At 64.4% G+C, this 21407-nt stretch carries 18 protein-coding genes; 15 read left to right on the top strand and 3 right to left on the bottom strand.

The genetic code is table 11. The annotated features are described in order from the left end of the window. Positions 1-58 precede the first annotated feature (58 nt). On the bottom strand, positions 59-712 hold the full coding sequence (locus VB672_RS04585; protein WP_329782999.1) for a class I SAM-dependent methyltransferase: 654 nt from the start codon (positions 710-712) through the stop codon (positions 59-61). Further along, positions 709-1860: a glycosyltransferase family 4 protein gene (locus tag VB672_RS04580; protein ID WP_329782998.1), complete on the bottom strand. Its 1152-nt coding sequence runs from the start codon at positions 1858-1860 to the stop codon at positions 709-711. Before VB672_RS04580 ends, VB672_RS04585 begins: the two co-directional genes overlap by 4 nt. Positions 1861-1971: 111 nt before the next feature. Here VB672_RS04580 and VB672_RS04575 point away from each other — a divergent pair, with 111 nt between their 5' ends. The 7 genes from VB672_RS04575 to VB672_RS04545 all read left to right on the top strand — a co-directional run bounded on the left by VB672_RS04575 (position 1972) and on the right by VB672_RS04545 (position 7608). Continuing rightward, entirely contained in the window at positions 1972-2289 is a 318-nt protein-coding gene (locus VB672_RS04575) for a SemiSWEET family sugar transporter (protein WP_329782997.1), read from the top strand. 26 nt (positions 2290-2315) lie between these two features. Beyond that, on the top strand, positions 2316-3485 hold the full coding sequence (locus VB672_RS04570) for a DNA topoisomerase IB (RefSeq protein ID WP_329782996.1): 1170 nt from the start codon (positions 2316-2318) through the stop codon (positions 3483-3485). A gap of 59 nt (positions 3486-3544) precedes the next feature. Then, entirely contained in the window at positions 3545-3931 is a 387-nt protein-coding gene (locus tag VB672_RS04565; RefSeq protein ID WP_329782995.1) for a hypothetical protein, read from the top strand. Positions 3932-4029: 98 nt separating this feature from the next. Beyond that, on the top strand, positions 4030-4908 hold the full coding sequence (locus tag VB672_RS04560; RefSeq protein WP_329782994.1) for an MBL fold metallo-hydrolase: 879 nt from the start codon (positions 4030-4032) through the stop codon (positions 4906-4908). Between the two features lie 71 nt (positions 4909-4979). Beyond that, positions 4980-6416 (top strand): cytochrome ubiquinol oxidase subunit I, encoded by a 1437-nt coding sequence (locus VB672_RS04555; protein ID WP_329782993.1) that lies wholly within the window; start codon positions 4980-4982, stop codon positions 6414-6416. Between the two features lie 11 nt (positions 6417-6427). After that, positions 6428-7477 (top strand): cytochrome d ubiquinol oxidase subunit II, encoded by a 1050-nt coding sequence (gene cydB / locus VB672_RS04550; RefSeq protein ID WP_329782992.1) that lies wholly within the window; start codon positions 6428-6430, stop codon positions 7475-7477. Continuing rightward, positions 7477-7608 (top strand): hypothetical protein, encoded by a 132-nt coding sequence (locus VB672_RS04545; protein ID WP_329782991.1) that lies wholly within the window; start codon positions 7477-7479, stop codon positions 7606-7608. The genes cydB and VB672_RS04545 overlap by 1 nt, the downstream gene beginning before the upstream one ends. Positions 7609-7663: 55 nt before the next feature. On the opposite strand, the gene VB672_RS04540 is transcribed toward VB672_RS04545, so the two are convergent. Then, positions 7664-8503: a hypothetical protein gene (locus tag VB672_RS04540; RefSeq protein WP_329782990.1), complete on the bottom strand. Its 840-nt coding sequence runs from the start codon at positions 8501-8503 to the stop codon at positions 7664-7666. 397 nt (positions 8504-8900) lie between these two features. On the opposite strand from VB672_RS04540, the gene VB672_RS04535 reads away from it, so the two are divergent. From VB672_RS04535 to VB672_RS04500, 8 genes are all read left to right on the top strand, one after another. Next, complete coding sequence (locus tag VB672_RS04535) at positions 8901-10676, top strand: type I secretion system permease/ATPase (RefSeq protein WP_329782989.1); 1776 nt, start codon at positions 8901-8903, stop codon at positions 10674-10676. Further along, positions 10677-11999: an HlyD family type I secretion periplasmic adaptor subunit gene (locus VB672_RS04530; protein ID WP_329782988.1), complete on the top strand. Its 1323-nt coding sequence runs from the start codon at positions 10677-10679 to the stop codon at positions 11997-11999. A gap of 286 nt (positions 12000-12285) precedes the next feature. Next, positions 12286-14487, top strand: coding sequence for an alpha,alpha-trehalose-phosphate synthase (UDP-forming) (locus VB672_RS04525; RefSeq protein ID WP_329783335.1), 2202 nt, complete (start codon positions 12286-12288; stop codon positions 14485-14487). A gap of 22 nt (positions 14488-14509) precedes the next feature. Further along, on the top strand, positions 14510-15262 hold the full coding sequence (otsB, locus tag VB672_RS04520) for a trehalose-phosphatase (protein ID WP_329782987.1): 753 nt from the start codon (positions 14510-14512) through the stop codon (positions 15260-15262). A 1-nt stretch (position 15263) separates the two neighbouring features. After that, positions 15264-17072, top strand: a complete 1809-nt coding sequence (locus VB672_RS04515) for a glycoside hydrolase family 15 protein (RefSeq protein WP_329782986.1) — start codon at positions 15264-15266, stop codon at positions 17070-17072. 104 nt (positions 17073-17176) lie between these two features. Further along, the gene (locus tag VB672_RS04510) at positions 17177-18118 is read left to right on the top strand and encodes a glucokinase (protein WP_442931929.1); all 942 of its coding nucleotides are present in this window, start codon (positions 17177-17179) and stop codon (positions 18116-18118) included. Between the two features lie 60 nt (positions 18119-18178). Beyond that, the gene (locus tag VB672_RS04505) at positions 18179-19294 is read left to right on the top strand and encodes a succinylglutamate desuccinylase/aspartoacylase family protein (RefSeq protein ID WP_329782984.1); all 1116 of its coding nucleotides are present in this window, start codon (positions 18179-18181) and stop codon (positions 19292-19294) included. Positions 19295-19689: 395 nt separating this feature from the next. Beyond that, on the top strand, positions 19690-21273 hold the full coding sequence (locus VB672_RS04500; RefSeq protein ID WP_329782983.1) for a peptide chain release factor 3: 1584 nt from the start codon (positions 19690-19692) through the stop codon (positions 21271-21273). Positions 21274-21407: the final 134 nt, after the last annotated feature.

The following is a 21407-nucleotide window of genomic DNA, read 5'->3' as shown; positions in this document are numbered from 1 at the left end:
TGAAAAATGGATACGGTAGCCTGCAAAAAACCGATGCAGATTTGCAAACAGCCGCGCCTCAGAATTGTCCAAAGCGCCAGACGCTGGATTTCTTGATGTCCGAATCCTCGAGCGTCCGGGTCACGGGCACCTCGTAGATAGCCAGGTTCTCCAGGCGATCCTTGGGAAGATAGCTGCGCCCCGGGTCGCCGATCAGGACCGTGGCACCTCTCCGGCTCAAGGCGAACAGCCAGTCCGTGACCCGTTGGGCGAGATCGCGCTCGTAGCAGATGTCCCCGGCGAGCACCGTATCCCAGCCGCGATCATGCCCAACGATATCCGCCTGGAGCGGGATGATCGCAGAGACGCCGTTGGCCTTGGCGTTGAGGCCGATGGCCGCAATGGCGAAGGGATCGATGTCGCAGGCGGTGACCTCCGCGGCACCCGCCTTCATGGCTGCGATCGCAACAAGGCCCGAGCCCGAAGCAAAATCCAGGACGCGGCGCCCGCGGACCGTTTCCGGATAGTCGAGAATGTAGCGGGCCAGCGCCTGTCCGCCCGCCCAGGCAAAGGCCCAGAAGGGTGGCGGCAGGCCGATCTCGCCCAGTTCCTCCTCGGTCCTCTGCCAGAGCTCCGTCGCTTCGTCGGCCACGTGCAGGGAGATCTCCGGCGCATGGGGCACGGGGCGGAGCCTGGTCTCGGAGCGGATGAAGGCGACGGGGTCGGAGATCATGAGGCCAGCATGGAGCGGTAGAGCTGCTTGACGCTCTCGATGACGTCCCGCTCCGTGAATCCGTTGAGAACACGCGCGCGCGCGGCCTCCCCCATGCGAGCCACTTCGTCGGGCTGTTTGGACAAGGCGACAAGGACATCGGCCAAGCTCGCCGCGTCGTCGGCCGGAACGAGGCGTCCCTCGACCCCGTCCCGCACCAGGGTGCGGCAGCCGGGGACATCGGTGGTGACGATGGCGCGGCCGCAGGCGGCGGCTTCGAGAAGCGTTCGCGGCAGGCCTTCGCCACCGCGCGAGGGCAGGCAGGCGACATGATGCTCGCGCCAGACCGCGGCCACGTCCCGCGTGGTCCCATGCCAGGAGATGCCGGGCTCGGCGCTCCAGGCCTTCAGGGTTTCCTCCGGAATGGCCTTCGGGTTCGAGGGGTCGGGGGCGCCGTAGAGCGACAGTTCGACAGACGCGCCCTGGGCCCTCGCCTGACGGACTGCCTCCACGGCCACGTCGACACCCTTTGACCACAGCATGCGGGCCACCACGGCGACCTTGAGCGGCGGCCGCGGGGGCAGCGGGGCGGGCTGAAGACGATCCGGATCGATTCCGGCGCCCCCGAGAATGGTGACGCGTTCGCCCGCAGGATCGAGGCCGAGGAGCTTGGGATCGTCCGTGTTCTCGAAGACATAGCGCGTCTGGCCGGTCTCAAGCCCGCGCACGAGCAGGCGGACGGCCTTCTGGGCTAGGCGGGCGACGCGGTCCGTGCGAGCGCCGAGGAAGCCGAGACCCGTCAGGGCATAGATGCGCCGCTTGACCCCGACCATGCTGGCCGCGAAGCCGCCGGTAAGAATGCCGCGCAACGCAATGCAATGAACAAGGTCGGCTTTCTCGGACCTGAGAATGGCTGCCAAATCTCCGGTCTTCAGGCCCGCCGTAATCGGATTCAGGCTGCGCCGCTCGGCTTCGAGCGGGATCACTTTGGCGCCCGTGGCCTCGATCACCTCCCGGTGCGAGCGCACCCGGGTCACGACCGTGACGTCGAGCCCAAGCTCGCGTGCAGCCCGGGCCATGGGCAGGAAATGAGAGGCGAAGAACCAGTCCTCGGTGATCACGAAGACGAGCTTGCGGCCTTGGACATCAGGCAGGGACAAGGAAGACAAGGGACAATCCGGTTGCAACGGCTGCGCCCTTCTAACCTCCGTGGAGGGCAAAAGGGAACTCCCTCGATCAAGACCCGTTGCCGTCATCTTGAAACACGGGAGACGACTGACATGACGGATTGGCTGCCGACCGTCCTGGCGACGATCGCGGGCATCCTCTCGACCTCGAGCTTCGTTCCTCAGGTGCTCAAGGCTTGGCGCGAACGGGACACGGGCGCCATCTCGAAGCACATGTACATGGTCACGGTGACGGCCTTCGTGCTGTGGTCGGCCTACGGATTCCTGATCGGCAGCTGGCCCATGATGGTCTTCAATGTGCTCAGCCTCATCCTGAGCGCCACCATTCTGGTCTTCAAGATCCGCAATGATCGGCGCAAATCGCAGGGGGCGAGGCCGCACAGGGAACCCGGGATGGCGCGGACCGGTTGACGTCCTGCTCTTCCAGAAAGCCTCCCATGCCAGACCCGAACGCCACCACCGAGAATGTCATCGATCCGCGCGATGCCGCCGAAACGGCAGGCCTGCGCTATGTCTCCGACGAGGAGCCCGGCATCCGACGCAAAAAATCCGGCACGGGCTTCACCTATACCGGGCCTGACGGCAGGAAGATCGACGACAAGGCGACCCTCGAGCGCATCAGGTCGCTGGCGATCCCGCCGGCCTACACGGATGTGTGGATCTGCACGAAGGCCAACGGCCACATCCAGGCGACGGGCCGCGACGCCAAGGGCCGCAAACAGTACCGCTACCATCCGGCCTTCCGCGAGGTTCGCGAGAGCACGAAATACGAGCATATGCTGGAATTTGCCAGGGGCCTGCCGGCGATCCGCAAGACCATCGACGAGCATATGAGCCTGCGCGGCCTGCCGCGCGAGAAGGTGCTGGCCACGGTGGTGCATCTGCTCGAGAACACGCTCATCCGCGTCGGCAACTCCGATTACGTCAAGCAGAACAAGAGCTATGGCCTCACCACCCTGCGCGATCCGCACGTGAAGGTGGAAGGCGGCGAGCTGCGCTTCCAGTTCAAGGGCAAGAGCGGCAAGACCTGGCGCCTGCAGGTCAAGGACCGGCGCATCGCCAGAATCGTGAAGGCCTGCCAGGATCTGCCGGGACAGGATCTGTTCCAATATCTCGACGAGAACGGCGAGCAGCAATCGATCACCTCGGCCGACGTGAACGCCTATCTGAAGGAGATCACCGGAAGCGAGATCACGGCCAAGGATTTCCGAACCTGGGCCGGCACCGTGCTGGCGGCCCTCGCCCTGGCCGAATTCGAGGAGTTCGACAGCGACGCCAAAGCCAAGAAGAACGTCCGGGCCGCCATCGAGAAGGTCTCCGCGCGCCTCGGCAACACGCCCAGCATCTGCCGCAAATGCTATGTGCACCCGGAGGTGTTCGACGCGTATCTCGACGGAGGCCTGTTGCTGGACATCAAGGAAGAGATCGAGGCGGAGCTGCGCGAGGATCTCGCCAGTCTCAAGCCCGAGGAAGCGGCCGTCCTGGCGCTGCTGGAGCAGCGCCTCTCCCGCGAGGTCGAGAAACAGGCGCAGAAAAAACCCGCGAAGAAGCGCCGTGCGTCGTCGGCCGGAAAACACGGAAAGGCTCAGCCCGAGATCCGGGTTTGATCCGTCGCGTTCAGAACGCGGAGCCGAGCATCCGGGCGGCTTGACCTGAGGCTGCTCCCATGGTCCATCGCACCCGCACGGAACGGGACGAGGGTGTGATGGGACGTCCGACGACATTCGCCGCCATTGCGGCCATTTTGGCATGCTTCGTCGCGGGCGAAACGGCACCGGCCGCAGCGCAGGGAACCGAGCCTCAAAGCTGGCCTGAGCTGAAATGCGCCCGCTACAGGAAGGCGTGGTCGGATGCTCTCGCCCATCGGGGCACGAAGGGTTTAGGCCAGGAGTTCATTGCTCGCCATGAGGCTTTCCTGGCGTCGGGCTGCACGGCGAAGGGCGATGTCTGCCCCCGCTCGGCAGAGGAGCTCGATCTCGCCAACATGATGGTGGTGGCCGCCATGAATGCCGGAATGGCGAGCACGTTTCCACCCTTCTCCTGCCGCAAGTGACGGGCAAGCGGTCTCCTGCCGGAGAGGACCTGCCGTTCGAACATTTTCCTGCCTGACCCGTTAGGGCTTCGCGACCTTCATTCCAGCGAGGCCCCTCCATGCGCATCCATCATCTCAATTGCGGCTGCATGTGTCCCGTCGGAGGAAGGCTTTGGGATGGCGTCAGCCGCGGGCTGACGGGACGATTGATCTGCCATTGCCTGCTCGTCGAGACGGACAACAGCGGCCTCGTTCTCGTCGATACCGGTTTCGGCTCCAGGGATGTGGAGGATCCCTATGGGCGGATCAGCCCGCTCTTCATCCACACGAACCGGATCCAGCTGGAACATCGCTATACGGCCCTGGAGCAGGTGAAGTGCCTTGGCTTTTCGCCCCGCGACGTGCGCCACATCGTGCTCACCCATCTCGATTTCGACCACGCCGGCGGCCTCGAGGATTTTCCGGAAGCCACCGTTCACGTTCTGCGCGCGGAGGTGGAGGAAGCCGAGGTGAGGCAAGGCTTCATCCATCGCCGCCGCTACAGCTCCAAGCAATGGGACGAGGTGCGTGACTGGCGTTTCTACGACCCCACCGGGGAGCGCTGGTTCGGATTCGGCTCGGTGCGTGATCTCGACGGCTTGCCGCCCGAGATCCTGATGATCCCCCTGCCCGGGCACACCATGGGACATGCGGGGATCGCCATCGACACGCCGGACGGATGGCTGCTCAATGCGGGCGACGCCTATTTCTACCGGCACGAGATGGATGAAGACCCGTCCTGCACGCCGGGGCTTCTCGCCTATCAGCGGATGATGGAGGAGGACCGGCCGTTGCGCCTCCACAATCAGGAACGGCTGCGGGACCTCGCCAACGACGAGCGCAGCAACGTCAAGATCTTCTGCAGCCATGACCCGATCGAATTCGAAGCCCTGCAGCGCCTGAGCACGGGATGGCGGCCGATTTCGGCGGAATATAGTCCAGGATTGCGGGCGCATTGAGCCGCCGGCCTCTGGTCCCTGCCTGTCTGCGCCCTAAAAGCAGGCAGGTAGGTCGATGAGGGGAAGCGGAAATGGAATTCGATGCCCTGATGCTCTCGCGCATCCAGTTCGCGTTCACGATCGCCTTCCACATCATCTTTCCGGCTTTCACCATCGGGCTCGCCAGCTGGCTCGCGGCCCTCGAGTTCAACTGGCTTCGCACCGGCAATCCGCTCTACCGCAATCTCTTTCGCTTTTGGGTGAAGGTGTTCGCGGTCTCCTTCGGCCTCGGAGTCGTGTCCGGCATCGTGATGAGCTATCAGTTCGGCACGAACTGGTCGCGCTTCTCCGAGTTCACCGGCAACGTGCTCGGCCCCGTCATCGCCTATGAGGTCATCACGGCCTTCTTCCTGGAAGCAGCCTTCCTCGGCATCATGCTCTTCGGCTGGGAAAGGGTCGGCGACCGGCTGCATTTCTTCGCCACCTGCATGGTGGCTCTGGGCACATTGATCTCCGCCTTCTGGATTCTCTCGGCCAATTCCTGGATGCAGACACCCGATGGGTTTGCCATCGAGAACGGCAAGGCGGTGCCGGTCGACTGGTTCAGGGTCGTGTTCAATCCGTCCTTCCCCTTGCGTTACGCGCATATGGTGTTGGGCTGCTATCTCACGACGGCGTTCGCGGTGGCCGGCATGTCGGCTTGGATGCTCCTTCGCCATCCGCACGATGCCCCGGAGGCGAAGCTCGCCGGCTCGCGGCGCTCCATGTCCATGGCGCTGTGGTTCGCGACCATCTTCGTGCCGGTCCAGATCGTCATCGGCGATCTTCATGGCCTCGGCGTGCTCAAATATCAGCCGACGAAACTCGCCGCCATCGAGGGCAACTGGGACCGGATGGCGAACATGCCGCTTCGCCTCTTCGCCATTCCCGACGAAGTGGCGGAGACCAACCACTACGAAATCGGCATTCCGAAGATCGGAAGCTGGGTTCTGACGCATGCCTTCGACGGCGTCGTGCCCGGGCTGAAGGAGGTTTCCCCGCAGGATCGTCCGCCCGTCTGGCCAGTCTTCTTCTCCTTCCGCATCATGGTCGGCATAGGCTTTGCGATGCTCGGCATCGGCCTGTGGAGCCTGTATCTGCGCTGGAAGGGCACCTTGTTCACCAACCGGACGTTCCTCACCGCCGCCATGATCATGACGCCTTCGGGCTTCGGCGCCGTGCTCTTCGGCTGGTTCACGGCGGAGATCGGTCGTCAGCCCTGGGTGGTCTACGGACATCTGCGCACGGCCGATGCGGTGTCTCCCATCGCGGCCGGAGCGGTGACCGCATCGCTCCTGACCTTCATCGTCGTCTACGCCTTCGTGTTCGGCTTCGGCTCCTACTACCTCGCCAAGCTCCTGCGGCGCGGGCCCGATCCGGTCGAAGATATCCGTGGGGACGATCTCGGCAAGAAGCCGAAGCGTCCGTTCTCGGTGCCTGATGAAGGCCTGGAGGGGCGGCCGGGCCATCGGGCGCAGCCTGCGCGTTAGGAGGGCGAAGCATGTTCGGGTTCGGAACGGAATATGAGGGGCTGGCCTTCTGGCTGCCGCTGATCTGGTCGGGGCTGATTGCCGTGGCAGTCGCCATGTACGTGATCGTCGACGGGTTCGACCTCGGCGTCGGCATTCTCTTCAAGGCCGCGGGCAGCGAGAACTGGCGCGACCGCATGATGTTTTCGGTCGCGCCGATCTGGGACGGCAACGAGACCTGGCTCATCCTCGGCGGCGGCGGGCTCTTCGCGGTCTTCCACATCGCTTATGCGGTGCTCATGCCGGCGCTCTACGTGCCCATCATCCTCATGCTGATCGCGCTGATCTTTCGCGGCGTGGCCTTCGAGTTCCGCTTCAAGGCCGAACGGTCGAAATTCCTCTGGGATAACGCTTTCTTTCTCGGCTCGCTGGTGGCGACCTTCTTCCAGGGCATGGTGTTGGGTGCCTTCGTGCAGGGATTTGCCACCGACGGACGCCAGTTCACCGGCGGCACCTTTGATTTCCTGACGCCGTTCAGCGTGCTGACCGGCATCAGCCTGATCTTCGGCTACGGGCTTCTCGGCGCGACCTGGTGCGTGATGAAGACCACGGGCGAATTGGAAATCTGGGCGCGGCGCATCGCGGTTCGCTTTCTCCTCGCCACGATCGTCGCGATGGCGATCGTGTCGGTGTGGGTGCCCTTCCTGGGAAGGCAGATCGAAACGCGCTGGTTCTCTTGGCCCAACATCGCCTTTCTCGCGCCGATTCCCGTGCTCACGGCCTATGTGGCCTACAGGCTTCTGCGCGACCTGGAGGAGGGACGCCATTACCGGCCGTTTTTCCTGGCGATTGGCCTGTTCCTGCTCGGCTATCTCGGCCTCGGCATCAGCCTCTTCCCCTATATCGTGCCGCCGAACCTCACGATCTGGGACACAGCGAACACCGTGAGTTCCCAGCTCTTCGCGCTGGTAGGCTTCGCGATCGTGCTGCCGATTACCTTCGCCTACACGGCCTATGCCTATTATGTCTTCCGCGGCAAGGTGGCGGAAGAGATCTCCGGCGGCGGCTACGGATACCACTGATGCAGGTTCAAACCCGCCATCCACCGGCGCGGCGTTCGAAACGTCTGCTCTGGTTCGTTTTCATGTACATCGCGAGCCTCGCGGTGTTCGCGGGGCTCGTCTATGGCCTGAGAGGGATCATCCCTCACTAGAGCAACGGACCCACACGTGGAATCCACTTTGGGATGCGATCCGATGCGCCAGGGTTCAGCGGTAGGTGCCGATGAACCCCTTGTCGGTAACGACGACCCAGCGGGTTCCGCGACGCTCGATCCCTTCGATGCGACCGACGCCGGGAAGCACGCCGCCCGGCAAGACCTCGTAGAGGCGGCGGTTGCGATTCTCGACCAGAGCCGCGCCGTTATAGACCTCGCGCAGCACCCATCCGTCGACAGGTTCGCTTTTCACAGGTTTGAGGGCAGGAGCCTCCTCCCGCGCCGCGGCCTCGGTCGCCGGAGGCGCGGCCGGCGTTGCCAGCTTCGTGTTCAGCCCGGCCAGGGTGGCCAGGATCTGGCTCTCCATCCGGTCGAGCCGACCTTCAAGAGCGGAGAGCTTCCTGCCGGGTTCCTGCAGGCTGATGGCGAGACGTTCGACTGTCTCGGTGAGCTTCGTCTGCTCGGACGCCGAGGACGTGGAGGCCGTGTGCTCGACGTCCTTGAACGCGACGACCGTCTCCCGGAGGGTGTTCAGATCGCTGCTCAGCCGGGCGAGGATCTCCTGGGTGCGAGCCGTTTCGGCCTCAAGCTTCAGAATGGCATCCTTGTTGGCGAGGGTTCCCATGTAAGCAGCCGACCAGCCGGCTCCGACGAGGAGGAGGGCCATGGCGGCCTGGCTCAGGAACCTGACAGGCGCGGCACGGCGCCCAGTCGTGACGGGTTCATTCGGCGTTGCCTCAGAGGAGGAGGGCTTCAGGCCGAGCTTCGCGCTTTTGATCGCCTCTTCCAGGGCTGCGCTGGCCATGGGATCGATCCGGACCCCGCCGGCGGACGATGGGCCGGACTGTTTCGCTGCTTCGCTGCGGTCCTGAGAACGTATGTTGATGTCCATATTCCGACCTCATTTCCAGGTCAGAGACCATTAACCCTGAAAGTTTACCAAAGCGTTATCTTTAGAGTTAAGTGCTTGCGCTGCATGCCCTCTCCGTTTGGAGAGGAGCGCAATATTGTGAACCTCTGGTCCGAAGTTTTTGTTGACATAGTTACATATAATAGGGTTACAAAAGGTGGCGTAACGGAATGCGATCACCTTAGGGGCAACTCGATACCCATAAGAGTGCGAGAAACCTGGTCTTCCAGGCCTAACTATAACGAGATACTCTTGTGGGGCCACAGCCCGACATCGCAGCCATCGTCAGGTGGCAAACACTGTGATAAGGTATAACCTTACACAGCGGCTCTACAATCACGACGGCGCCGGGTGACTGGTCGGCCTATGGAAAGAAGACATGAAGCAGGCATCGAGAAATCGGGAAGATAGCACAGAGGTCCAAGACGCTCTGAAGTCCTGCCTTCCCTCCTTTACCGGGGTTGCCGTGTTCTCGGCGGTGGTCAACCTCCTGGCTCTGACGGGCTCCATCTACATGCTCCAGGTCTATGACCGAGTGCTGTCGAGCCGGAGCATCCCGACGCTGATCGGTCTTTCTCTTATCACGCTTGCGGCCTTTGCCCTCTCGGGCGGCCTCGACATGCTGCGCGGCCGGATGCTCGCCCGCATCGGCGCCCGCTTCGACGAACTGCTCTCGCACCGGGTGTTCGATCTCGTGGCCACGATGCCGCTCAAGGGCGCCAAGCAGGCCGAGAGCATGCAGCCGATCCGGGATCTCGATACGATCCGCGGCTTCCTGTCGAGCCTGGGCCCGACGGCCCTGTTCGACATGCCCTTCATGCCGATCTTCCTCATCGGCTGCTTCATGATCCATCCGGGCATCGGCGTCATGTCGGTGGTCGGCGGCGTGGTCATCATCCTCCTGACCATCTACACCGACGCCAAGAGCAAAGCGCCATCCTACGAAGTGACCAAGAGCGGCGCCGAGCGCCATGCCATGGCCGAGACCAGCCGCCGCAATGCGGAGACCATCCGGGCCAACGGCATGCTGGGCTTCCTGGCCAAGCGCTATGACGAGGTCCATGTCCGCCACGTCAACGACGGCCTCGTCGCCAGCGAGTCCTCGGCCGGCATCAGCGCCTTCGCCAAGGTCTTCCGCATGGTGCTCCAGTCGGCCATCCTGGGCCTGGGCGCCTATTACGTGATCCAGGGCCAGATGTCGGGCGGCCTGATGATCGCCGGATCGATCCTCATGTCCCGAGCCCTTGCTCCCATCGAAATCGCGGTCGCCCACTGGAAGGGTTTCACCGCGTCCCGCCAGGCCTATCGCCGCCTGCAGCACATCATGACGCTCGTGCCCGCACAGGGCCAGCGCATGCCGCTGCCGGCTCCAAAGGCCGCCCTGTCGGTGGAGGAGGTCTATATCGGGGCGCCCGGCGCCTCCCTGCCGATCGTCCAGGCTGCCTCGCTCCAGCTCCAGGCCGGCCAGGGCCTCGGCCTCATCGGCCCCAGCGCCTCGGGCAAGTCGACCCTGGCCCGTGCCCTCGTGGGCGTGTGGCCGACCTTGCGCGGCGAGATCCGGCTCGACGGCGCGGCTCTCGACCAGTGGGAGCCGGACGCGCTCGGCCGTCACATCGGCTATCTGCCGCAGGACGTGGAACTGTTCGAGGGCACCATCGCCGAGAACATCTCCCGCTTCCAGCCGGATCCCAAGCCGGAGCACATCATCGCGGCGGCGCAGACGGCCGGTGCGCATGAGCTCATCCTCAACCTGCCCGAGGGCTACGACACCCGGATCGGCGAGGGAGGGGCCTCCCTGTCGGGCGGCCAGCGCCAGCGCGTGGCTCTTGCCCGCGCCCTCTACGGCAACCCGTTCCTGGTCGTGCTCGACGAGCCGAATGCCAGCCTGGACGGCGCCGGCGACGAGGCCCTGAACCAGGCCATTCTCTCGGTGCGCAAGCGCGGCGGCATCGTCGTCGTCATCACGCACCGGCCGGCCGCTCTCGGCCAGGTCGATCAGGTCGCCATCATGGAAGAGGGCCGGATCAAGGCCATGGGACCGCGCGACGAGGTCCTGCAGTCCGTCATGAAACGCAATGCGACGCCGGCACCGGCCCCGGTGCGGCCGCAGCAGGCACCGGCCGCCCAGGCTGCGAACCTGCGAGAGGTTGGTTAAATGTTGGTCATTCAAGCTCCCAAGAAACCCTCGGTCCACCAGCGGATCCTGCGCCAGTCGACCATCGGCGGCGTGGCCATGATCGCCCTCTTCGGCGGGACGATCGGCCTGTGGGCGGCCACCTCGACCCTGTCCGGCGCCGTCGTCGCCGGCGGTCAGTTCGTGGTCGATACCAGCGTCAAGAAGGTCCAGCACTCGACCGGCGGCATCGTCGGCGAGCTGAAGGTCAAGGAGGGCGACCGGGTCGCCCAGGGCGATCTCCTGATCCGCCTGGACGAGACCATGACCCGCGCCAACCTGCAGGTCGTGTCCAAGCAGCTCGATGAATATCTCGGCCGCCAAGCTCGCCTGGAGGCGGAGCGCGACGGCGCGCCCGAGGTCAAGACCCCCGAGGAATTCGCCACCCGGCTGAACGAGCCGGCCGTCCAGAAGATCATGTCGTCCGAGCGCACGCTGTTCACCGCACGTGGTGCCTCCCGCGATGCGCAGAAGGACCAGCTCAAGAAGCGCATCGCCCAGTCCCAGGACGAGATCGTCGGGCTGAAGGCTCAGCAGACGGCGAAGGCCCGCGAGGCCGAGCTGATCGTGGCGGAGCTGAAGGGCGTCCGCGATCTCTACGAGCGCAACCTCGTTCCGATCACCCGCCTGAACGCGCTCGAGCGCGACGCCGCCAGCATCGAGGGCCAGCGTGGCCAGCTGATCGCGTCCGTCGCCCAGGCCGAGAGCCGCATTGCCGAGACCCAGTTCCAGATCATCCAGATCGACGAGCAGATGCGCGCCGAGGCGATGCAGGAGCTGCGTGAGATCCAGGGCAAGATCGCGGAATACACCGAACGCCGCGTGGCCGCCGAGGACCAGCTGAAGCGCATCGACATCCGCGCGCCCAGTGAGGGCTTCGTCCACCAGCTGAACGTTCATACGATCGGCGGCGTGATCTCGCCGGCCGAACCGGTGATGAACATCGTTCCGGTGAACGACAAGCTCGAGCTCGAAGCCAAGGTGCTGCCCAACGAGATCGACCAGGTGAAGATCGGCCAGAAGGCGACGGTGAAGGTCCATGCCGCCAACGCACGCATGGTTCCGGATCTGCACGGCTCCGTCAGCCGCATTTCGGCAGACGTGTCGCGGGATCAGCAGACCGGCGCGACCTTCTACACAATCCGGGTCGAGCTGCCCCAGGACGAGCTCAAGAAGCTCGAGAACATCCATCTCATCGCCGGCATGCAAGCCGAAGTCTTCGTCGAGGTGAACCAGCGCACCCCGTTCGAATATTTCTTTAAGCCCATGCAGGAACAGATCGCCCGCGCCTTCCGCGAGCACTGATCGCACCTGCCTTGAGACGCTCACGGACCGCGGCCGGTGCTATCAGCACCGGCCGCGGTTTGCGTTTGAAGCATACCTCAAAGCTCCGCCTTGTTCCGCTCAAGCCTGGAAAGTTCCGCCCGCGAGCCCATAACAGGGGCGAAGGCTGCACTCTCCCGCGGCCTTTCATCGAAGCCGAGACCGGACGGCTCGCCTTTCGGCTCAGCCCGGCGGTTTCGATGGCAGTGTCGAATCTCTTGAGGAACTTAGCGTTTTGAGGATCATCTTCCGCTTTGGCGGTATCGCAATGCTCGTCGCGGCCATCGTCATCCTGGCCGTGCTGCCCTTTGCTACATCCTTCGTGGAACAATGGTCGCGCCGCGATGTCGAGTTGCGATCCCGCCTCGTGTTCAATTCCGTCCGGGACCAGGTCAGCGGACTTCTGGCCCGGAACGATACCCAGCAGGCCGGCATCCTGTTCGAGCGCATCGCCTCGGACGAGCGCGTTCTCGCCATCGGCTATTGCGATGGCCAGGAGTTGCGCTTCCCCACCAGCAACATGCCGCCCTCCTTCTCCTGCGCCGAGGCGTCCCGGTCCGACGCGGAAAGCTTTTCGGTCGTCAGGAACCAGGATCACAATGTGCTGGTCAGCTCATTTCCCCTGAATGCGGGAGGCCGTCCGGGGCACCTCGTGGTCTTGCATGACCTGAGCTATGCCGATCAGCGTGGGGGAGAGGCGAGAAACTATCTTTTCCTGGCTCTGGCCGGCGTCGCCTTCGGGGCTGCGGCGCTCGCTGCCATGATCGCGGCCATCATCATGCGTCGGTGGCTGGCCTCGATCCGGCAGGCTCTCGAGAGCGCCCGAACCGGCAATGCCAATCCGCCCGTGGAGGAGAACATCATCCCGCTGGGTCAGGAGATCCGCGATGTCCTCCAGGAACTGGAAGCTTCGCGTCGGACCATCGATGCGGCGCATACGGACTGGAGCCCGGAGACCTTAAGGGCTGCCCTGTCCAACGAGCTGTCGGGCTCCGAGGTCATCGTGGTCTCGAACCGCGAGCCGTACATCCATAACCGGACCGACACCGGCGAGATCTCCCTGCAGATCCCAGCAAGCGGTCTCGTCTCCGCCCTGGAGCCAGTGGTGCGCGCCTGCGGCGGAACCTGGGTCGCCCACGGCAGCGGCACGGCGGACCGGGAGACCGTCGATGCCAACGACCGGGTGCCTGTGCCCCCGAATCATCCCTCCTATACCCTGCGCCGCGTCTGGCTTTCGGAGGAGGAGCAGGACGGGTATTATTACGGCGCCGCGAACGAGGGCCTCTGGCCGCTTTGCCACATCGCCTTCGTGCGGCCGATCTTCCGGGAGGCGGATTGGCAGCTCTACCGGTCGGTCAACGAGAAATTCGCCGAAGCGATCGTGGCCGAGGCCAAGCGCGAAGATCCCATCATTCTCGTACAGGATTATCATTTCGCGCTGCTGCCTCGCATGATCCGCGACAGGCTTCCCCGGGCGACCATCGTGACCTTCTGGCACATTCCATGGCCGAATGCGGAAACCTTCGGCATCTGCCCCTGGCGCGAGGAGATCATCGACGGGCTCCTGGGCTCCTCGATCCTCGGGTTCCACACCCAGGCGCATTGCAACAATTTCCTGGATTCGGTTGATTCCTACGTGGAAAGCCGCATCGACAGGGAGAAGGACTCGGTGTTCTTCGGCGGCGAGGAAACCCTGATCCGCCCCTATCCGATCTCCATCGAATGGCCGCCCACCGCCATGGAAGGCCAGAAGCCCGTGGAGGAATGCCGCAGGATCGTCCGCGAGCGTCTGGGGTTGTCCCCGGACATGCGCATCGGCGTCGGCATCGAGCGGTTCGACTACACCAAAGGCATTCTCGACCGCATGCAGGCCATCGACGCGTTATTGACGGAGCATCCGGAGTGGCGGGGCAATTTTGCTTTCGTTCAGGTGGCAGCGCCTACCAGAAGCAAGCTGTCCAATTACCGCCAGCTGCAGGAAGAGGCCGAAACCTTGGCGCGCGAGATCAACCAGAAACACGGCGGCAACGGTTATGAACCCATCAAGCTCCTCATTCGCCATCATGAACCCGACCAGGTCTTCGAACTCTTCCGCGCCGCGGATCTGTGCATTGTGTCGAGCCTGCACGACGGCATGAATCTCGTGGCCAAGGAATTCGTGGCGGCACGGGACGACGAGCAGGGCGTGCTCATCCTCTCGGCTTTCGCGGGCGCTTCCCGCGAATTGTCCGAGGCGCTGATCGTCAATCCTTATAATGCCCACGCCATGGGCGAGGCCATCAACCGCGCGCTGACCATGGCGCAGAACGAGCAGCGGGAGCGGATGCGGCTAATGCGCGATCAGGTCAAGGAGCGCAACGTCTACCGTTGGGCGGGCCAGATGCTGCTCGCCGCCGCCCGGCTGCGCAAGCAGCAGCGGATCAGACGGCTGATCGCGAAGGGGCGGAGGCTTGCACCGGCCAATGCGTGAAGCTCCTGCAGGGCAAAGCCCGATGTCCGACGTGGACGACGATTATGCTCTCTTTCTCGATTTCGACGGCACCCTCGTGGACATCGTCGAGCGCCCGGATGCGGTCGCCGTGGACCCGGGCCTGCCGGATGTCCTCACCAGGCTGCAGGATCGGTTGGGTGGTGCGCTCGCGATCATCAGCGGACGTCCCGTCGAATTCCTCGACGGGCGCTTCGTGCCCCACGAATTCGATATGGCGGGCCTGCATGGGCTCGAGCACCGCATCGCCGGGCGGCTCTCCATGTGCGATCCCGACGAGCATCCGACCCTGCGCCACACCGTCGAGCGCCTGAGCCGGATCGTTGCAGACAAGGAGGGCGTCCTGATCGAGGACAAGGGCTGCTCGGTCGCCATTCACTGGCGATTGGCTCCCCATGAAAAAGAATTCGCCCTCGCCACCGCCCACGCCGCTGTCGAAGCACTGGGTGCGGATTACCGTGTTCAACACGGAAAAGCTGTGGCAGAAATCCTCCCCTCGGCGGCGGGGAAGGGGAAAGTGATCGAGAGATTTCTCCAGGAGGCTCCCTATAAGGGGCGGCGTCCGATCTTCGTCGGCGACGACCTGACCGACGAGAACGGATTCAAGACCGTGAATGCGCATGGCGGCTTGTCCGTGCGCATCGGCGCGGGAGAAACAATTGCCAAGGTTCGCCTTGGAACGCCTGCGGATTTGCGACATTGCCTGTCCACGTGGGCGTTCGAAGGGATTCTGCCTTTCAAAGGGGATGATTGCTGACATGAGTTCGCTAGATCTTGCCGTTATCGGCAATTGCACGATCTCGGCCCTGGTGGATCGCCGCGCGCAGATCGTCTGGAGCTGCTTTCCTCGCTTCGACGGCGACCCCGTCTTCTCCGCCCTGCTCGACAGCCCCGAGGGTCGGACGGATGTGGACCAGAAGGGTGTCTTCGCCATCGACATGGTCGGTATGGTCTCTTGCGAGCAGTCTTATCTCGAGAACACGGCGGTTCTCGTTTCGCGCATGACAGATTCCTTCGGCAACATTCTCGAGGTCACGGACTTCGCGCCGCGCTTCAAGCATTACGACCGCACCTTCCGCCCGCCGATGCTGATCCGCCGGGTTCAGCCGGTGAAGGGCCGCCCGCGCATCCGCGTGCGGCTGCGGCCCCACTACGACTGGGGCAGCTGCCCGCCGAACCTGACCCGCGGCAGCAATCATCTGCGCTTCGTCGGGCCCGCCTATTCGCTGCGGCTCACCACGGACGCTTCGGTCTCCTATATCCACGACGAGCGGCCCTTCGTGGTGGACCGGCCCCTGTCGTTCTTCTTCGGCGAGGACGAGCCGCTTCGGTCCGAGACGGATTCCACCGCCCGCGCCTTCCTCGACAGCACGGTCGACTTCTGGCGCGACTGGGTGCGCTCCCTCTCCATTCCCTTCGACTGGCAGGAGGCGGTGATCCGCGCCGCCATCACGCTCAAGCTGTGCAATTACGAGGAAACGGGCGCCATCGTGGCGGCGCTCACCACCTCGGTGCCGGAAGCGCCGCACACGAAGCGCAACTGGGATTACCGCTATTGCTGGCTACGGGACGCCTATTTCGTCATCCAGGCCCTCAACCGGCTCGGCACCACCAAGACGATGGAGGAATACCTCACCTACATCACCAACATCGTCGACGACATGGAGGCCATCCCCGACCAGAAGGACATGCCGCCGCTCTTCAGCATCACGCGTTCGCCGGACCTGGAGGAGCGCGAGGCGACGGCCCTCGCAGGCTACCGCGGCATGGGCCCCGTGCGGGTCGGCAACGCGGCCTATACCCAGATCCAGAACGACGCCTATGGCAGCGTCGTCCTGGCCTCCGTTCACGCCTTCCTCGACAAGCGCCTGATCCGCACCGGCAACCGGGCCCTGTTCGCCCATCTGGAGAAGCTGGGGCACCGGGCGATCGAAGTCTTCGACCAGCCCGATGCCGGTCCGTGGGAACTGCGCACCAAGGCGGCCGTCCATACCTTCCCGAGCGTGATGTGCTGGGCCGCATGCGACCGGCTCATCAAGATCGCCGAGGCCATGGGCCGCGAGGATCGGGCCGCCTTCTGGCGCGAGAATGCGGCGCGCATGCACCAGGTCATCAACGAACGCGCCTACAATCCCGAGAAGGGCACCTTCGTGTCGTCCTTCGACGGCGAGGATCTCGACGCGACGCTCCTGCTCCTGGCGGAACTCGATTTCGTGAAGCCGGATGACCCGCGCTTTATCGCCACCGTCGAGGCCGTGGGTGCGAAGTTGCGGCGTGGCGATCTTCTCCTGCGTTATGATGTGGAAGACGATTTCGGCCTCATGCATACGGCTTTCATGATCTGCGGCTTCTGGTACGTGGATGCCCTGAACGCCATCGGGCGCAAGGACGAGGCGAAGGAACTCTTCGAGCATATCCTGAGTTTGCGCAATTCATTCGGGCTCTTCTCCGAGGATGCGGATTTCACGACCGGGGAACTGTGGGGGAATTTCCCCCAGACCTATTCCATGGTCGGTCTCATCAACTCCGCCGTGCGCTTGAGCCGGAGTTGGGAGGAAGCGTTCTGATCGCGGCCCTTGGGTGTCGGATGAGGCAGAAAGGACGATAGGTTTCGATGTTCGCATTTCCTGTTCTGCTCGGGGATATCGGCGGCACCAACGCCCGTTTCGCCGTGCTGCCCGCGCCCGGAGCGGCCGTACAGCTGCTGCCGAGGGCCCTGACGGCGCAGACGCCCGATCCGGTCGGAGCGATCAGGATTGCACTGGAAGCCTATGAAGGGGCGGCCCCCCGCTCGGCCATCATTGCGGTGGCGACCCGGGTGGATGCTCCCGCGATCCGCCTGACCAACGCTCATTGGGTGATCGATGCGCAAGCCATCGGCCAGGCGCTGAACCTCGAGCGCGTGACCCTCGTCAACGATTACACCCCTGTGGCCGCATCGGTGGAGGTGCTCGACGAGGCCAAGGGCGACCTTGCTCCCATCGGCATGTTCCCACCGCCGAGACCCGGCGCGCGCGTCGTGCTCGGCCCCGGGACCGGCCTCGGGGCGGGGGCGCTCGTCCCCGTCGAGGATCGTCTGGCGATCCTCGCGACCGAGGCGGGCCACATGGAATTCGGTCCGACGAACGACGAGGAGACCGCCATCTGGCCGCATCTGGAGCGTGTCGGCGGCCGGATCTCGGGCGAGGTCGTGCTCTCCGGCCCCGGCCTGTTCCGCATCGCCAAGGCGCTCGCCGCCCATCGCTGCGTGGATTGCCCCTTCACGATCCCCAACGACGTCCTGGCGGCGGCCCGCGAGGGCGATGCTCTGGCCAAGGATGCGCTGACGCATTTCGCGCGCTTCCTGGGGCGTTTCGCCGGCGATCTGGCGCTGACCTTCGAATCCTCCGGCGGCGTGTTCATCGCCGGCGGCATCGCGCCCCGCATGGTCGACATCCTCCAGGCCGGCGACTTCCGCGAGGCGTTCGACCGCAAGGCGCCGCACGACGATTGGGCCAGGAAGGTGCCGGTCTATGCCATCGTCAATCCGGAGCCGGCCCTGGAGGGATTAGCCGCCATCGTGTCGGACCCGCAGCGTTTCGTCTTCCAATCGCAGGGGTGGCAGGCTACCTGACAGGACCCGCCTGAACCATGGGAGCCGGATCGCCCCATGCCTGCCACCGATTGTTGAGTCATGAGAACAGAACAGATTGCCCTTTCCCCGCTCGCGCCCGGAGCGAACCTGTCGCTGACGGTCCAGCGCTTCGGCCCGGAGGGCGCCCGCCCCCGGATCTACATCCAAGCCTCGCTCCATGCCGACGAGATCCCCGGCATGATCGCCGCCCATCACCTGCGCGAACGCCTGACGGCGCTTGAGGCCGAGGGCAGGATCAGGGGCGAAATCGTCCTGGTGCCGTCCGCCAATCCCATTGGTCTCACGCAGAGGGTCATGGGAGACCATATCGGCCGCTTCCATCTCGCCGATGGCGTGAATTTCAACCGGGGCTATCCTCACCTGGTCCCCAAGGTGGTCGAGCGGATCGAGGGCAAGCTCGCGAAGAACGGGGAGGCGAATGTCCACCTCATCCGGGAGGCCCTGCGGGCCGAGCTCGCAGCCTGGCAGCCGTCGAACGCCGCCGAGGTCATGAAGAAGGCCCTGCTGGGGCTCGCCCAGGAGGCCGATGTCGTGCTCGACCTGCACTGCGATTCCGAGGCCGTGGTGCACCTCTACACCCATACCCGCTCGGCGGAGGAGTTCGCGCCCCTTTCGGCCCTCCTCGGCGCCCACGCGTACCTCATCGCCGATGTCTCGGGCGACGAGCCCTTCGACGAGGCCTGCAGCCGCCCCTGGGCCGAGCTGGCCGACCGGTTCCCGGATCATCCGATCCCCTTCGCCTGCCATTCGACGACGCTCGAGTTCCGCGGCGAGCAGGACGTGACCCATGAGACGGGTCGAGCCGATGCGGCGGCCATGATCGACTACATGATGCTGCGCGGTGTCATCGAAGGCGAAGCGCCCAACGTCCCCGAGCCCCTGTGCCGGGCAACCCCGCTCGCGGCTTCCGAGCCGGTCCAGGCACCGGCCAGTGGCATCCTGGTGTTCAGGACGCAAGTCGGCACCAAGGTGCAGTCGGGCGAGACGATCGCCGAGGTCATCGATCCGTTGACGGGCGCCGTGACCCCGGCCAAGGCCCCGTCCGACGGCGTGATGTTCGCCCGAGTCGCCGTGCGCTTCGTGACCCAGGGCATGCGGCTTGCCAAGGTCGCCGGCACGGAGGCGAGGCGCACGGGCAAGCTGCTCGGGGCGTAAAGGAGCAGTTGAAGCAAAAAGAAAGGCCGCCCCTGGGGGCGGCCTTTCCATTGTCGGTTCCACGGCCCGTTAGAGCCGGCCATAGGCATCGGACCCAAAAGTGGACCCCACTTTTGGGATCCATTCGATGCCCCTTCTTAAAGGCGCATCGTTGGGTGCGGAAAACCGGAAACCACTTTTCCGCACGATGCGCGTGCGTTACGCACCAATCTCGGCAGAGGCCAAGATCCAGGTCACGGCAACCGGGGACCGTAGGGTATGACAATGAGACACTGGATCACCTCCTTTCGTTGTTGACGGGAAACCCCCATATGGGTTGAGAAGAGAGCAACAAAAGGGCCGACCGCTGCGGCGTTCTGTCCCCACCTTCGTTCCCTGAGAACTTTGTAAAAGCCATGACCGATCTTCCGGCCCCCGTGGGCCGCCGCCGAACCTTTGCGATCATCTCCCACCCGGACGCGGGCAAGACCACGCTCACCGAAAAGCTCCTGCTGTTCGGAGGCGCGATCCAGCTCGCCGGCGAGGTGAAGGCCAAGAAGAACCGCGTCTCCACCCGGTCCGACTGGATGGGCATCGAGAAGGAGCGCGGCATCTCGGTCGTGACCTCGGTCATGACCTTCGAATACGGCGGCTGCGTCTTCAACCTGCTCGACACGCCGGGGCACGAGGACTTCTCGGAAGATACCTACCGGACGCTCACGGCCGTCGATTCCGCCATCATGGTGATCGACGCGGCGAAGGGCATCGAGGCGCGCACCCGCAAGCTCTTCGAGGTCTGCCGGATGCGCGACATCCCGATCGTGACCTTCATCAACAAGATGGACCGCGAGGCGCGCAATCCCTTCGACCTGCTCGACGAGATCGAGAAGACGCTGGCGCTCGACACCGCGCCCGTCACTTGGCCGATCAGCCAGGGCAGGAGCTTCGCCGGCACCTTCGACCTCAATCGCAACGTCGTGCGCCGCATCGACACGGACGAGGAGCCGATGCCGGTCTCCGGCCCGGACGATCCGAAGCTCATGAGTCTGCTGCCGCCGGAAGAGGCGGAGGCCTGGCAGGAAGAGGTGATGCTGGCACAGGAAGCCTGCAAGCCCTTCGACCTGAAGGCGTTTCGCGAGGGGCATCTCACGCCCGTGTTCTTCGGCAGCGCCTTACGCAATTTCGGCGTGCGCGACCTGATCGATGCGCTCGCAAGCTATGCCCCGCCACCGCGCGGCCAGGAGGCGGACAAGCGTCTCGTGGAAGCGGGCGAGGGCCGCATGACAGGCTTCGTGTTCAAGATCCAGGCCAACATGGACCCGAACCACCGCGACCGCATCGCCTTCATGCGCATCTGCTCGGGCAAGCTCCAGCGCGGCATGAAGGTGAAGCTCGTGCGCACGGGCAAGCCCATGAGCCTGAACGCGCCGCAGTTCTTCTTCGCCCAGGACCGGGCTATCGCGGACGAGGCCTGGGCCGGCGACGTGGTCGGCATCCCGAACCACGGCACCCTGCGCATCGGCGATACGCTGACGGAGGGCGAGGACATCATCTTCCGCGGCGTGCCGAGCTTCGCGCCGGAAATCCTGCGCCGCATCAAGCTGCAGGACGCCATGAAGGCGAAGAAGCTGCGCGAGGCGCTGCAGCAGATGGCCGAGGAGGGCGTCGTGCAGCTCTTCGTGCCTCAGGACGGCTCGGGAGCCATCGTGGGCGTGGTCGGCGCGCTGCAGCTCGACGTGCTGAAAGAACGCCTGGGCGCCGAATACGGCCTGCCGATCGATTACGAACCGACGCGCTTTTCCATCTGCCGCTGGATCACGGCGGACGATCCGAAAGAGCTCGACAAGTTCATCGACAGCCATCTGTCGTCCATGGCGCGGGATCTCGACGATGCGCCGGTCTTCATGGCGCCGAACATGTTCAACCTTCAATACGAGGTGGACCGCTACAAGGCGATCCAGTTCTCGGACGTGAAGGATTATCAGAAGAAGGCGGCCTGACGGTCGCCTCTGAAACAGGCCCGTGGGGGGGCGGCGCCCCCGGGGGGGCGGCGGCCCCCGGGCTTAATTCAATCCGTCTCCCCCGCTGCGGGAGGTTTCTAAATAATTTATTATCCATCACAATTAAAACCACA

The organism is Microvirga sp. CF3016 (genome assembly GCF_036314085.1).
Classification (GTDB): domain Bacteria; phylum Pseudomonadota; class Alphaproteobacteria; order Rhizobiales; family Beijerinckiaceae; genus Microvirga.
The sequence above is the reverse complement of the archived record's forward strand: the minus strand, read 5'-3'. Positions and strand labels throughout refer to the sequence as shown.